Raw genomic sequence first — 13,845 nt, 5'->3', positions numbered from 1 at the left:
GGCGGTCGTCGCCCTCCCGTTCAGCGATAGGCGACGCGCGCCGGGATCGTCACTTTGATCTCGGTGCCGGTCTCGGCATGCACCGCCAGCGTGCCGCCTAGCGCGACGGCGCGTTCGCGCATGCCGATCAGGCCATAATGCCCCGGTCGATGCCCCGCCTCGCGAACGTCGGGCGGGAGGCCGATACCGTCGTCAGACACGCTGACGACGAGCTTGTCAGAGGTTGATCGGATCGCGACGATCAGCCGGTTCGCACCCGCATGACGCACGGCATTCGCAAGCGCCTCTCGCACGATCTGCGCGACCTCGTCCGCGACCGGTGCGCAGACCGGTTGCAGGGTGCCGTCCACCGCCACATTCCACGTCAGCGGCGGTGGGACGACATCCTCGGCGATTGCGGACAGCAATGCGGGCAACGCCACCGGCTCCATGTTTTCGCGCAGCGACCGGACCCGGTCGCGGCCGTCGAGCAACACGTCGTCGGCGCGCTCCAGCACGGTTTCGAGGCTCGCGCGAGCGCGGTCGCCACGCGGCAGCAGTTCGACGACCGACTGGAAGCGCAGCATCAGCCCCTGGAACCCTTGCAGCAACGTATCGTGGAGTTCGCGGGCGATCCGCTCGCGCTCCGCCAGCTGAACCTCGAACCGCCCGCGCGTGCGGTCGGCGATTGCGCGAACGCGGCGACGATACAGCAGCCATATCAGGATCAGTGCACCCACCATGCAGAGCGCCATGAACGCATAGGTCTGGTAGAACCGCGGCGCGATCGTGAACGTCAGCGCCGTGCCCTCGCGGTTCCAGACGCCGTCGTTGTTGGCGGCGATGACCTGGAACCGGTATGTGCCGGGGCCGAGGTGGGTATACAGCGCCTCGCGCGCGGTGCCGGCGTCGATCCAGTCGCGGTCGATCCCGTCGATCCGGTAGCGGAACCGGTTCGCGGTCGCATTGGTGAGGCTGAGCGCGGTATAGGCGATCCGGACATGATCGGTACCGGCGGCAAACGCGATCGGCTTATTACCGGTGGTCGGCGCAGCGCCACCAGCATCGAGCGAACGGATCTGCACCGTCGGCGGCAACCGGTTTCGCGACAGATGCCGCGGGTCGATCATCGCCAGCCCCTTGTTGGTCGCGAACCACAGCCGCCCCGCGGCATCCTGCGCGATGTCGTTCGCCTCGACCATGTTCGAGCGCGCGCGGAAATCTTCCTGATACCCGAACCGCTCGTGCGGGATCGGAATTCCGGGATGCGCGAACGCGGCCTCCACGGACGACGTCGGCATCCGGACGATACCGTCCGCGCCGATCGTCCAGGTCGATCCGTCCGCCGTCTGGAGCAGCCCGGTCAGTCCAGCGAGAAACGGATAGGTCCGGTCGCGCAGCGACTGGAGACGCTTTCCGTCATACCGTGCGAGACCCTGATCGCCGACGACGAGCAGTCCGTGACCGCTCGGCACCCAGGTCGCGGTCCTGCCGGTCACCTGATCCTTGCTCCGCCACAGCAGCGTTTCGACACCATCACGCAGGCGGGACACCCCTTGCCCGATCCGTCCGAACAGGACGCCCCCCGCCCCGTCCGACCGGACGCGGTGGATCGATCCGGCGGGCGTACCGCTTGGCTTGGCCACCGGCTGCAACCGGCGCCCGACCAGACGGTAGATCTGTTCGAAACCCGCCCAGAAGACACCCGCCTTATCCATCGTGCAGGTGATCGACATCGGCCCAAGGACAGGCGTCACCTTGGCGAGGCTACCTGCAGAATCCAGATCGAGCAGATATTTTCCCTGCATGCCGACGACCAGCAGCCGCCGATCGTCGCCGCACAACACGCCGATGTCGGGTTGCGGAAAGACGAGTACGGGCCCCCCAGATCGGCCGATGCGGTATACGCCTGAGAGGCCAGCGACGAACAGATTGCGCGAGGACGCGCTGCCCACGAAGCCGGACACGATCGCCTCGGTCTGCGCAGGCTGAGCGACGTTGCTAGGCGCGAACCGATCGAGCCCGGATTCCGTCCCGACCCAGATATTGCCCTCGCGATCTTCCAGAAGCGCCGTCGTCAAGGCGGCGGTCAGGCCCTGCTTTTCGGTGAACAGCTCGACCCGGCCGGTTGCCGAAGCGGGTTGAAACGCGGCCGCGGACAATCGACCGAGCCCCGAATCCTGACCTGCGATCCAAAGATTGCCGTCATGGTCGAAGATCATGCGCTCGACGACATAAGGCGTGGTGGCCGTGCCGATCCGATACGCGCGCGCGGTGCGATCGAGCGGCAGGATCTGCGTACCGCTTCGCCGCCAAACGACGCCGTGACGGTCCGGCGCGAGCGACGTCGCGCCTGTGATCGCTATCCCGGTATCCTCGAAGCGATCGCTACCCGGTTCGAGGCGAAGCATCCGCGGCATGAGCGACAAATAGATGCCGCCGGGCGTGCTCAGGATATCGCCTGTCTCACTCGCGGGAACGCCCCGCCCGGCGCCGAACGCGGTCCATTTCCCTCTCAGCAGCCGACTGAGAACCAGCTTTCCCATCGAATCGCCCGCGACCCAGACCGCGCCGTCCTGCCCCTCGACGATAGTGTTCACGCCGCCGGTCGGTGCCCAGGGGTTCGCATCCTTCAGCACACCGCCGCGAACGACGGAGATACCGCCAAAGTCGTACCCTACCCAGATGTCGCCATTGCGCGCCGCAAGCAGCGCGGTGACCTGCGGCGAGCGATAGCGATCCTGGTCGACGGGGACGATCCGCTCGAAAACGATGCCGTCGAACCGGTACAGCCCCGTCGCGGTCCCAAGCCACAGATAGCCATCGCGTCCCTGCACGATCGCACGAATGTTGCCGGGCGCACCGTCGCCCAGCGTCCAGCGCGAATGGCGCATCTGCGCGATGCTCCGCGTCGGCTCAAGTGCGGCGGCGCGGCCGACCACCATGACGCAGCACAGGATGCCAAACAGGATACACAACAGGTCACGGGCGATCGCTCTGCCGCGCTCGAAGCGTCGAAGGCTGTTATGCGCGATCAAGCGGAAGATACCCAAGCAGAGCTGATGATAATCGACGTTGCGCTTGCGGAACGAACAAATGCAAGGCTCGATCGCATTGCGTCAGGTCATACGAGATTTGGTCGCGCTGCTGGCTGAGATACGTGAGCGCAAATGTCACGATTGTCCAAATTGGGTCGCCCCTGTCCACGATCCTGCGCCAAGCTCGTGATATCAATGACATAGGTCCGCACCGGATCGACGGGAGAACAGGATGCCGCGGATGGACGGTCGGACCGACGACGCGGCGATGATCGGCGTGTGGCGCGGTGTCCGCATCGACGTCGCGCCCCGCGATGCGGTGAGCGTCGAGGTGATGGTCGCCAGCGCGGGCGTCTTCACGCACGAGATCGGCCGGACGCGCCCAGGCGGTGGACTGGGCAATCTCGACACGGCCTTGGGCGGCGCCATAACCCGGTTGCGCGCCGACGGCATTTTTCGCGCGGAAACAGGCGACGTGCTGACCTTGTCGGCGCCGGCGCCACCGATCCACGCGATCACCGTGCTTGCGATCGGACTTGGCGATCCTGCGACATGGACGCCCGCGACGATGCGACAGGCGGTGGCAACGGCGGCGCGCGAAACGATCCGCATCGAGGCGAGCTCGGCGGCGTTCGCGCCGAGCCTGCTCGACAGCGGCCTCGATCCGGACGGCCTGGCCGGCACGCCCGATGCGATGCTTGCCGGTCTGTTCGACGCGCTGACAGACGGCCCATCCCGGGCTTTGTCACGGTGGGTGTTCTGCGTCGGCGCGGGACGGTTCGAGACGGTGGTCGAGGTCTTCCGCACCGGCTTCGACCGGCTCGCTGCGCGGTGACGCAGCAGCCGCTTGCCATGTCCGCCAGTCGCGGCGCAGGGTCGCCGCTCTCCTACCCGCCAGCCCGAAAGCCTGAATTGCCGCCCTCCCCCCGGATCCGGATCATGATCGTCGACGATCATCCCTTCCTGCGCGAAGGGGTGAAGGCGGTGATCGAAACGCAGGACGATCTGGCGGTGGTCGCAGAGGCCGAGTCCGGCGAACAGGCGCTCGCGCTCTACCCGACGCATCTCCCCGACATCGTCCTCATGGATCTGCAGATGCCGGGGATCGGCGGCGTCGACACGATCGCGGCGATGCGGAGCAACTGGCCGCACGCGCGGATCGTTGTGCTGACGACCTATTCGGGCGATGCGCAGGCGCTGCGCGCGCTCCGCGCAGGGGCGGCCGGCTATCTGCTCAAGAACACGCTGCGCAAGGAGTTGCTCGACACGATCCGCTCGGTCCATGCTGGCGGCAAGCATCTGAATGCGCAGGTGGCGTCGAGTATCGCCTTCCACGTGATCGAGGATGCGCTGACCGAGCGCGAGATCGGCGTGCTGTCGCTGGCCGCGTCGGGCAATTCGAACAAGCAGATCGCCGCCAAGCTCGCCGTCTCCGAGGAAACCGTGAAGGGCCATATGAAACTGATCTTCGCGAAACTCGGCGCGTCGGATCGCACGCACGCGGTGACGATCGCCGCCAAGCGCGGGATCATCGCGCTCTGATCTCGGGCGACATCATCCGCCTCTAAAGAGGGGGCACACGCCGCCCCGACCGGGGCGCAGGCGATCGATCCGCATCCCTTATGCTCCTTCGTACAGACTGCGACGGAGACCGAGGCGATGCTGCATATTCTTCCTCCCGCGACCGCACTGCCGCGCGGGTTCGTGCCGACGGTGGCCGCCAGCCTCGTGGCGAATGCGGTCAGCACGCTCGATCACAATCCGCAGGTCGCGCGGCATTATCTGGAACGGCTCGCGGCAATGTTCGCCGACGATGGCACCAGCTGCCCGCCGCCGAAGGCCAAGCCGGTCAAAGGCGGGCTTGCCGCATGGCAATTACGCAACGTCGTCCAGCATATCGATGCGTATCTGGGCGCGACGATCGGGGTCGACGCACTCGCCGAGGTCGCGCGGCTCAGCACCGGGCATTTCTGCCGCGCGTTCAAGGTGACGACGGGCGAAACGCCGCACGCCTTCCTGATCCGCCAGCGCGTCCGCCGCGCGCAGACGCTGATGCTGCAGACCGACGATACGCTCAGCCACATCGCCTACGCCTGCGGGCTGACCGACCAGGCGCATCTGACCCGGCTGTTCCGCCGCGTGGTCGGTGCGACCCCGCTGATCTGGCGCCGCACCTGGCAGGCGCGCTGACCTTTTTTCTAACGGGAGACTATCATGACCATCACCGCCGCCATCACTGCCACCGCCACGCCCGGCGCATCGCTGATCTCGCCGACCGATCATACGCTCGTGCTGATCGATTTCCAGTCGCAGATGGCGTTCGCCACCAAGTCGATCGCGACCGAATTGCTGCGCAATAATGCAGCACTCATCAGCCATGCGGCAGCGGTGTTCGACGTGCCGACGATCCTGACGACGGTCGCCGTGGACAGCTTTTCGGGGCCGATGTTCAGCGAGATCACCGACGCGTTCCCCGGCGAGCCGCTGCTCGACCGCACTTCGATGAACAGCTGGGAAGACGCCGCGGTGATCGACGAGGTCAACCGGATCGGCAAGACGCGGATCGTGTTCGCAGGGCTGTGGACTGGGGTCTGCATCGTCGGCCCGGTCGCCTCGGCGATCGACCAGGGCTTCGAGGCGTATTTCATCAGCGACGCGTGCGGCGACGTGTCGGTCGAGGCGCATGAGCGCGCGGTACAGCGGATGATCCAGCTGGGCGCGGTGCCGATGACCTCGGTGCAGTATCTGCTCGAGTTGCAGCGCGACTGGGCGCGGACCGAAACCTACGACGCGGTCACCGGCATCGCGCGGAAATTCGCCGGCGCCTACGGGCTCGGCATCACCTACGCCAAGACGATGTTCGGCGCGTCCGAAGGCGGGCACTGATCCCGTGCGGCCGTACCTGATCTCGCTCGCCGCCGGCCTGTTCGTCGGCGTGATCTATGCGTTGCTGAAGGTGCGGTCGCCGGCCCCGCCGACGATCGCGCTGATCGGGCTCGCCGGCATATTGCTCGGCGAGCAGGCGGTGCCGCTCGCGAAAAGCCTGTGGGCGAGCCGCGAGAAGGCCGCTGCGATCCGGGCGGCCTGCACCGACCACGTGTTCGGGATGCTGCCCGGCCACCACCACGACGACGCGGCGTGATCTTCGACAGACGAACCACGATCCTCGGCGGGGCGGCGGCGACGCTTGCCCCGCTGCTTGCCGGCAACCGGAGCCCCATCATGTCCGACCTGATACTCGTCAACGCCAAGGTGACGACGCTCGACCGCGAGAACCCGGAGGCGCAGGCCGTGGCGATCCGCGACGGCAAGTTCCTCGCGGTCGGCTCCGAGGCTGACGTGCGCGCCGCCGCGCCGGACGCGACCGTCATCGACGCAGGCGGCCGGCGCCTCATTCCCGGCCTGATCGACAGCCACATGCACATCATCCGCGGCGGCCTGAACTATAACCTCGAACTGCGATGGGACGGCGTACCGAGCCTCGCCGACGCGATGGCGATGCTCAAGCGACAGGTCGACAAAACCCCTGCGCCGCAATGGGTGCGCGTCGTCGGCGGCTTCACCGAACACCAGTTTGCCGAGAAGCGCCTGCCGACGATCGCCGAACTGAACGCGGTCGCGCCCGATACGCCGGTGTTCATCCTCCACCTCTACGACCGCGCGCTGCTCAATGCTGCGGCGTTGCGCGTCGTCGGCTACGGCAAGGACACGCCCAACCCGCCAGGCGGCGAGATCGTCCGCGATGCGGCGGGCAATCCGACCGGGCTGCTGCTCGCGCATCCCAATGCGACGATCCTCTATTCGACGCTCGCCAAGGGTCCCAAGCTGCCGCCCGAGTACCAGCTCAACTCCACCCGCCATTTCATGCGCGAGATGAACTCGCTCGGGGTCACCGGCGTGATCGATGCCGGTGGCGGCTTCCAGAACTATCCCGACGACTACGAGATCATCGAGAAGCTCCACGCCGACGATCAGCTGACCCTGCGCATCAGCTACAATTTGTTCACGCAAAAGCCGAAGGAGGAACTCGCAGACTTCCAGGGCTGGGTGAAGCAGGTCACGCCCGGCCAGGGCGACGACACGTACCGCCACAACGGCGCCGGCGAGATGCTCGTCTACTCCGCCGCCGACTTCGAAGATTTCCGCGTCGAGCGCCCCGACATGCCGCCGAGCATGGAGGGCGATCTCGAACCCGTCATCCGGCTGCTGGCCGAGCATAAATGGCCGTGGCGGCTGCACGCGACCTACGACCAGACGATCGGCCGCGCCCTCGACGTGTACGAGAAGGTCGCGAAGGACATTCCGTTCGACGGGATCAACTGGTTCTTCGACCATGCCGAGACGATCACCGACCGCAACATCGATCGGATCGCAGCGCTCGGCGGCGGCATCGCGGTGCAGCACCGCATGGCGTACCAAGGCGAGTATTTCGTCGAACGCTACGGCGCAAAAGCCGCCGAGTGCACCCCGCCGATCGCCAAGATGCTTGCAGCCGGTATCCATGTCGGCGCGGGCACCGATGCGACGCGCGTCGCCAGCTACAATCCGTGGGTGTCGCTCAACTGGCTGGTGACCGGCAGGACCGTGGGCGGCCTCGGCCTCTACCCCGGTGCCAACCGCGTCAGCCGCGAGAAGGCGCTCGCGATGTGGACGCACGAGAACACCTGGTTCTCGAACGAGGTCGGCAAGAAGGGCCGGATCAAGGTCGGGCAACTCGCCGATCTCGCCGTGCTGTCGGGCGATTACCTGACCGTTCCCGAGACAGACATCCCACACCTGCGGTCCGTCCTGACGCTGCTCGGCGGCAAGGTGGTGTTCGGCGAAGGCGACTATGCGCCGCTAGCGCCGACGCTGCCCAAGCCGATGCCCGACTGGTCGCCGGTCGCGACGTTCGGCGGCTACCACCGCACGCCCGAAGCCTCCGCCAAGCTCGCTGCCGCATGCGGCTGCGCGAGCGGCTGCTCGGTCCACGGCCACGACCATGCCGCCGCCCTCGGCCGCGAGGTGCCGGTCGCCGATGTGCAGAGCTTCTGGGGCTCGTTCGGCTGTGGCTGCTGGGCAGTCTGATCATGATGGGGAGACTGAGAATGACACGAACGAACCTGCTCATCGCCGTAGCCTTGCTCGGCATGTCGCCCTCCGCGCCCGGCCTCGCACGCGACGCGCCGACCTCCGCCGACTATTCGGTCGGCCCGCAATACGACACAACCCATGTCTACGTCGCGCCGGAGGACTTCGACCGCTTCGTCGCCAGCCTGACCGCGACGTTCGGCGGCACGAGCACGAAGAAGGGCGCATTCCAGGTCACGCCGACGACCAGCAAGACCTTCTCGCAACTCGTGCTTACCCCCGCCGGATCGATCTCGGTATTCGGCTTCACCACGCCGATTCCGTTTCCGTTCGGCAGCGAGCGCAACGGCTATCTCGTCACCGACATCGACGCGGCCGTCGCGGCCGCCGTCAGCCACGGCGCGACCCGCACCATAACGACGTTCCCCGATCCGATCGGGCGCGATGCTGTCGTCCAATGGCCGGGCGGAGTCGGCATGCAGATCTACTGGCACACCACCAAGCCGAACTATCCCGCGCTGACCACCGTGCCCGAGAACCGCGTCTACCTCACGCCCGACGCCGCGGACGCCTTCGTGAAGAGCTGGACCGGCTTCGCGCACGGCAAGATCATCGCCGACGACCAGGCGGCAGATGGCAATGACATCGGCCGGCCCGGCACGCACAATCGCCGTATTCGCGTCGCATCCGGCTACGGCAAGACGACCGTGATGGTATCGGACAACCAGCTCCCCTGGCCTTATGGTCGCGACGTGACCGGCTATGAGGTGGGCAAGCTTCAGGACACGCTGGCCAAGGCGAAAGCGGTCGGCGTCGAAACGCTGGTCGAGCCGCATGCCGAAAGCGACCGGCAGTCGGCGATCGTTCGCTTCCCCGGCGGCTACATCGCTGAGATCCATTCGCCGATCGCACGATGACCACGGCGCCCGCGCCGCGTTTCGTCGGAGCCGTTCTCGACTGGCACTGGACCGGCTTCCTCGCCCGCCTCGCCCTCGTTGGCGCCTATCTCCTCGGCGGGATCGTAAAGGCGAGCGACTGGACCGCCGCGGTCGCCGAGCAGGCGCATTTCGGCATGCACCCGCCCGCTTTGTGGGCGGCACTGACGATCGCGGTCGAGATCGTCGGCCCGCTGCTGATCCTGTCCGGACGGTTCGTCTGGCTCGGCGCAGGCATGCTCGGCGTCTTCACGCTGTTCGCCGCCATCACGGCCAACGCGTTCTGGGCGATGCCAGCCGGCCAGGAGCATTTCATGGCCACGAACGCCTTCTTCGAACATCTCGGCCTGACCGGCGGATTCGTCCTCGCAGCTATGATCGCGGAGATGGAAGCGAGACGTGCGTAAGCTCGTGCTGCTGGGGTTGGCGTCGGCAGCCCCGGCGGCAGCGCAGACCGAGGCGTGGCAGCCGCCGACGTTGACCATCACCCGCTACGACGAGGATTGGACGACGCTCGCAGATCCAGCCGAACGAACGGAGCACTGGACGGGCTCGTTCAAATACATTCCGGTAACGGCGGACGCCTATCTCACCACCGGGGTCGAATTCCGCCTGCGCAACGAGAAGTACCACAATAATTTGTGGGGCGATGCGGATGCGCCCGACGACGGGTACCTCTGGACTCGCGTCGTCCCCTACGCCGACCTGCATGTCGGAAAAGCGCGCGCGTTCGTCCAGCCGATTATCGCCTATGCGGCAGGCGTCGCACCGTCCGCCAGCCCCATCGATCAGACGCGTGTGGACCTGCTCCAGGGGTTTGCGGATGTCGAAATTGGCCCGGTGACCTTCCGCGCCGGGCGCCAGATGCTCTCACTCGGCACCGAACGCCTCGTCGGCACCCGTTACGGCCCGAACGTGCCACTGGCCTTCGACGGCGCGCGGGGCATCGTCCGGATCGGGGCGGCAACCGTCAGCTTGCTGGCGGTGCGTCCGGTACAGCCGGGTCCGAAGTCGTTCGACGACACGCGCTCCCGCAGCAAGTCGCTCTGGGGCGCCTACGCCACGTTTCGCGGTCTCGACATCTATTATCTCGGCTACCGCAATGCTCGAGCCGCGTTCGGCGAACGCACCGGGCGCGAACTGCGTCACAGCATCGGCGCGCGATCGTTCGGAACCGCCGGCGACTGGCACTGGAATATCGAAGGCGTCGCGCAGTTCGGGCGCTTCGCCGGCAATAGAATCGGTGCATGGACGCTCGGTACCGAGGTCGGACTGACCTTCCCCAACGCCCCCTTTGCACCGGATGCCGTCATGCGGTTCAATATCGTCAGCGGTGACCGCCGCAGCGGTGACCACACGCTCGGCACGTTCAATGCCCTGTTTCCAAAAGGCAAATATTTCGGCGAGCTGTCGCCGGTAGGCCCGTCGAACATCGTCAGCGTGAACCCGCGCCTGGCGATGACCGTAACGCCGCGCGTCTCCGCCAGCATCAGCGGCATGGCCTACTGGCGATACGCGCGCGCCGACGGCGTCTACGACGTTCCCGGCAATCTCCTGCGCGCGCCGGGCACGTCCAGGGCACGCTTCATCGGCAAGGAGATCGAGGCGACGCTGGCCTGGCAGGCAACGCCGGAACTGGAACTCTCGACATCGCTGTCCGCCTTCGACGCCGGCCGCTTCATCGACGACACGGGCTCCGGGAAGACGATCGGCATGCTCGGTCTCGAGAGCAATTTCCGGTTCTGACCAAACCGCCTCCTTCTCGCACGAACACGGATCCTGGAGATCGACATGGCCACCACCACTACACCCACCGACCCCCGCGTGCCGCTGCTACTCCTGCTTTCCGTCACGACGGGCCTCGTCGACGCGGCCAGCGTGCTCGGTCTCGGCAAGGTCTTCACGGCCAACATGACCGGGAACGTCGTGTTCCTGGGCTTTGCGGCATCGGGCGCACCGGGATTCAAGATCCTGCCCTTCGTGGCCGCGCTGACGAGCTTCATGATCGGCGCGCTCGTCGGCGGACGGACCGGCAAGGTCCATGCAGGAGGATCGGAACGACGCTGGCTCCTGACAGCGGCCGTCGTGGAAACCGCACTGCTCTGGGCCGCCGCGACAGTGGCACTGGGGTTCGACTTAGCCACCCAATCGCCCGAGGCGCGGCTCTACCTGATCATCGGCCTGACGGGAATCGCGATGGGATATCGCAACGCCACCATCCGGCAACTCAAGGTAGCGGACCTCACGACAACGGTGCTCACTCTGACACTGACGGGGCTCGGCGCAGACTCGCGCGCCGCCGGTGGAACGAGTACGAACTGGAGGCGACGCGTGGGCGCCGTCATCGCAATCTTTGCCGGCGCGGCGCTGGGCGCAGGACTGCTCGTGCATGTCGGTCTCTACGCGCCGCTCGCCCTCGCCGGGGCCGTGGTGTTGTTCGGAACGCTGGCCTTCGCCCATCGTCTGGAAGCAGTATCTTCGACCCGATGAACGCTGTGTCGACGCGGCATTTTCCAAATATTGTTATATCCGCTTTGCTGCCGGACGCCTTTAGGCAGTACCGATCCGGTACGCGCATCACGAACACAGATGACAATGAGGTTTAGACGTTGTGCGTCCAGGTCATAGGTTGAACCGCCCCGGTCTACCGAAGGCCTTGGGTTGTGAGTCATGCTGCCATATCGATGTTGTCCGCAGCAGCATAATACTGATCTTCGGCTTCGGCGGGCGGGATGTTGCCGATGGGCTCCAGCAGCCGGCGATGGTTGAACCAGTCGACCCATTCGAGGGCCGCGTATTCCACCGCTTCGAAAGATCGCCAGGGTCCATGGCGATACCGCCCTCTCGCGGACCTCGGGCGCAAACTTGTTCGTCGTCTTGCTCGTTGTGGCTCCACCTTGTCGGGAGTTGGATCCTCCGACAAACCCGGGGCGGTTCATGGCGAGTTCGCCTCGGTGCTGTCGCTATGTGCTGGAGTGGAAACGCAAAAAGCCCCCGCGGTGGTGACCAAGGAGGTGTTGCAAATCAAGGTGGTTGCGGGGACAGGATTTGAACCTGTGACCTTCAGGTTATGAGCCTGACGAGCTACCGGGCTGCTCCACCCCGCGACGGTCCTGTTAGGGACTGAGGGTAGATGACATGGTGAATGGGTTTTAGCGTTCCTTGTACGTATTGTCGCACGGGCTTCAATGCCTGGCGACGACCTACTCTTCCATCGCTTGAGCGATAGTACCATTGGCGCAGTCGGGTTTCACGGCCGAGTTCGGAATGGGATCGGGTGGGACACCGACGCTATAGCCACCAGGCAATGGAGCCGGTGCGACGATACGTTGGGGAATGCTTTGGGTACCCCGTCACCGCTTTCGCGGTGAGGGGGCTTAAAATCGATACCGTGCAAGGTTAGTGGTATTTGTGACCAATCCCTCGACGGCGAGGGGATTGGCAATCTGGCGTCGTCTTAATCATCCGCACGCATCTGATGGCTAGCTGGTTGCCCAGTGTTGTCATTGATGGTGTGAGACTCTCAAGCGCGAATAGAGCAATTAGTATCGGTTAGCTCCATGCGTTACCGCACTTCTACATCCGATCTATCAACGTCGTGGTCTCCGACGGCTCTATGAAATCTTATCTCGAGGGAGGCTTCCCGCTTAGATGCTTTCAGCGGTTATCCCGTCCATACATAGCTACCCAGCTGCGCTCCTGGCGGAACGACTGGTACACCAGAGGTATGTTCAACCCGGTCCTCTCGTACTAGGGTCAACTCCTCTCAAATTTCGACGCCCACGGCAGATAGGGACCAAACTGTCTCGCGACGTTCTGAACCCAGCTCACGTACCACTTTAATTGGCGAACAGCCAAACCCTTGGGACCTGCTCCAGCCCCAGGATGTGATGAGCCGACATCGAGGTGCCAAACAACCCCGTCGATATGAGCTCTTGGGGGTTATCAGCCTGTTATCCCCGGCGTACCTTTTATCCGTTGAGCGATGGCCCTTCCACGAGGGACCACCGGATCACTATGACCGACTTTCGTCTCTGCTCGACTTGTCAGTCTCGCAGTCAGGCGGGCTTATGCCATTGCACTCTAACAGACGGTTTCCGACCGTCCTGAGCCCACCATTGCGCGCCTCCGTTACTCTTTAGGAGGCGACCGCCCCAGTCAAACTACCCGCCACAGAGGGTCCCTGTTCCGGCTTACGGAACGAGGTTAGACATCAGAAACAAACAGGGTGGTATTTCACCTATGGCTCCACATCAGCTGGCGCCGATGCTTCAAAGCCTCCCACCTATGCTACACAGTTTCTTCCTAATGCCACTCTGAAGCTGCAGTAAAGGTGCACGGGGTCTTTCCGTCTAACCGCGGGTACTCCGCATCTTCACGGAGAATTCAATTTCGCTGAGCATGTCCTGGAGACAGTGGGGAAGTCGTTACGCCATTCGTGCAGGTCGGAACTTACCCGACAAGGAATTTCGCTACCTTAGGACCGTTATAGTTACGGCCGCCGTTTACCTGGGCTTCATTTCAGAGCTTGCACCCCTCCACTTAACCTTCAGGCACCGGGCAGGCGTCAGGCCCTATACGTCGTCTTGAAGCCGACTTAGCAGAGCCCTGTGTTTTTGCTAAACAGTCGCTACCCCCTGGCCTGTGCCCCCTCAAAGTGCTTGCGCATAGTGAGGGCCTCCTTCTTCCGAAGGTACGGAGGCAATTTGCCGAGTTCCTTCAGGACACTTCTCTCAAGCGCCTTGGTATACTCTACCTGACCACCTGTGTCGGTTTCGGGTACGGTCTATACGGTGGGGCTATTTCCTGGAACCATTTCGAAG

At 64.8% G+C, this 13,845-nt stretch carries 11 protein-coding genes, 1 tRNA gene, 2 rRNA genes and 1 pseudogene (1 of these 15 running past the window's edge); 10 read left to right on the top strand and 5 right to left on the bottom strand.

Annotated features, from left to right (window positions below; all coding sequences use genetic code 11):
- Window positions 1-20 precede the first annotated feature (20 nt).
- Complete coding sequence (locus tag AC3D24_RS14675) at window positions 21-3,032, bottom strand: sensor histidine kinase (RefSeq protein WP_489031741.1); 3,012 nt, start codon at window positions 3,030-3,032, stop codon at window positions 21-23.
- A 226-nt stretch (window positions 3,033-3,258) separates the two neighbouring features.
- On the opposite strand from AC3D24_RS14675, the gene AC3D24_RS14670 reads away from it, so the two are divergent.
- From AC3D24_RS14670 to AC3D24_RS14625, 10 genes are all read left to right on the top strand, one after another.
- Window positions 3,259-3,852: a M17 family peptidase N-terminal domain-containing protein gene (locus AC3D24_RS14670; protein ID WP_489031739.1), complete on the top strand. Its 594-nt coding sequence runs from the start codon at window positions 3,259-3,261 to the stop codon at window positions 3,850-3,852.
- A 104-nt stretch (window positions 3,853-3,956) separates the two neighbouring features.
- Complete coding sequence (locus AC3D24_RS14665) at window positions 3,957-4,559, top strand: response regulator (RefSeq protein WP_489031737.1); 603 nt, start codon at window positions 3,957-3,959, stop codon at window positions 4,557-4,559.
- Between the two features lie 117 nt (window positions 4,560-4,676).
- Window positions 4,677-5,207: a helix-turn-helix domain-containing protein gene (locus AC3D24_RS14660; RefSeq protein WP_489031735.1), complete on the top strand. Its 531-nt coding sequence runs from the start codon at window positions 4,677-4,679 to the stop codon at window positions 5,205-5,207.
- Window positions 5,208-5,231: 24 nt separating this feature from the next.
- Entirely contained in the window at window positions 5,232-5,903 is a 672-nt protein-coding gene (locus AC3D24_RS14655) for a hydrolase (RefSeq protein ID WP_489031733.1), read from the top strand.
- A gap of 4 nt (window positions 5,904-5,907) precedes the next feature.
- On the top strand, window positions 5,908-6,159 hold the full coding sequence (locus AC3D24_RS14650; RefSeq protein WP_107955928.1) for a XapX domain-containing protein: 252 nt from the start codon (window positions 5,908-5,910) through the stop codon (window positions 6,157-6,159).
- A gap of 80 nt (window positions 6,160-6,239) precedes the next feature.
- Complete coding sequence (locus AC3D24_RS14645) at window positions 6,240-8,084, top strand: amidohydrolase (RefSeq protein ID WP_489033170.1); 1,845 nt, start codon at window positions 6,240-6,242, stop codon at window positions 8,082-8,084.
- A gap of 20 nt (window positions 8,085-8,104) precedes the next feature.
- Window positions 8,105-9,004, top strand: a complete 900-nt coding sequence (locus AC3D24_RS14640; RefSeq protein ID WP_489031731.1) for a glyoxalase — start codon at window positions 8,105-8,107, stop codon at window positions 9,002-9,004.
- Complete coding sequence (locus tag AC3D24_RS14635) at window positions 9,001-9,429, top strand: DoxX family protein (protein WP_489031728.1); 429 nt, start codon at window positions 9,001-9,003, stop codon at window positions 9,427-9,429. Before AC3D24_RS14640 ends, AC3D24_RS14635 begins: the two co-directional genes overlap by 4 nt.
- A complete protein-coding gene (locus AC3D24_RS14630) occupies window positions 9,422-10,768 on the top strand; it encodes an alginate export family protein (RefSeq protein WP_489031726.1) in 1,347 nt (448 codons plus the stop codon). Before AC3D24_RS14635 ends, AC3D24_RS14630 begins: the two co-directional genes overlap by 8 nt.
- Window positions 10,769-10,813: 45 nt before the next feature.
- Window positions 10,814-11,512: a YoaK family protein gene (locus AC3D24_RS14625; protein ID WP_489031724.1), complete on the top strand. Its 699-nt coding sequence runs from the start codon at window positions 10,814-10,816 to the stop codon at window positions 11,510-11,512.
- Window positions 11,513-11,690: 178 nt separating this feature from the next.
- Here AC3D24_RS14625 and AC3D24_RS14620 read toward each other — a convergent pair.
- From AC3D24_RS14620 to AC3D24_RS14605, 4 genes and pseudogenes are all read right to left on the bottom strand, one after another.
- Window positions 11,691-11,858 (bottom strand): annotated as a pseudogene (locus tag AC3D24_RS14620) (IS3 family transposase); the annotation flags it as partial.
- A gap of 194 nt (window positions 11,859-12,052) precedes the next feature.
- A tRNA-Met gene (locus AC3D24_RS14615) sits at window positions 12,053-12,129 on the bottom strand.
- An 83-nt stretch (window positions 12,130-12,212) separates the two neighbouring features.
- Window positions 12,213-12,327, bottom strand: a 5S ribosomal RNA gene (gene rrf / locus AC3D24_RS14610).
- A 217-nt stretch (window positions 12,328-12,544) separates the two neighbouring features.
- Window positions 12,545-13,845: ribosomal RNA gene (locus AC3D24_RS14605) — 23S ribosomal RNA — on the bottom strand; it runs 1,495 nt beyond the window's last position.

It is taken from the genome of Sphingomonas sp. SL1004, assembly GCF_057815015.1.
Note: the sequence above shows the minus strand (reverse complement) of the source record. Positions and strands in the feature narration are given on the sequence as shown.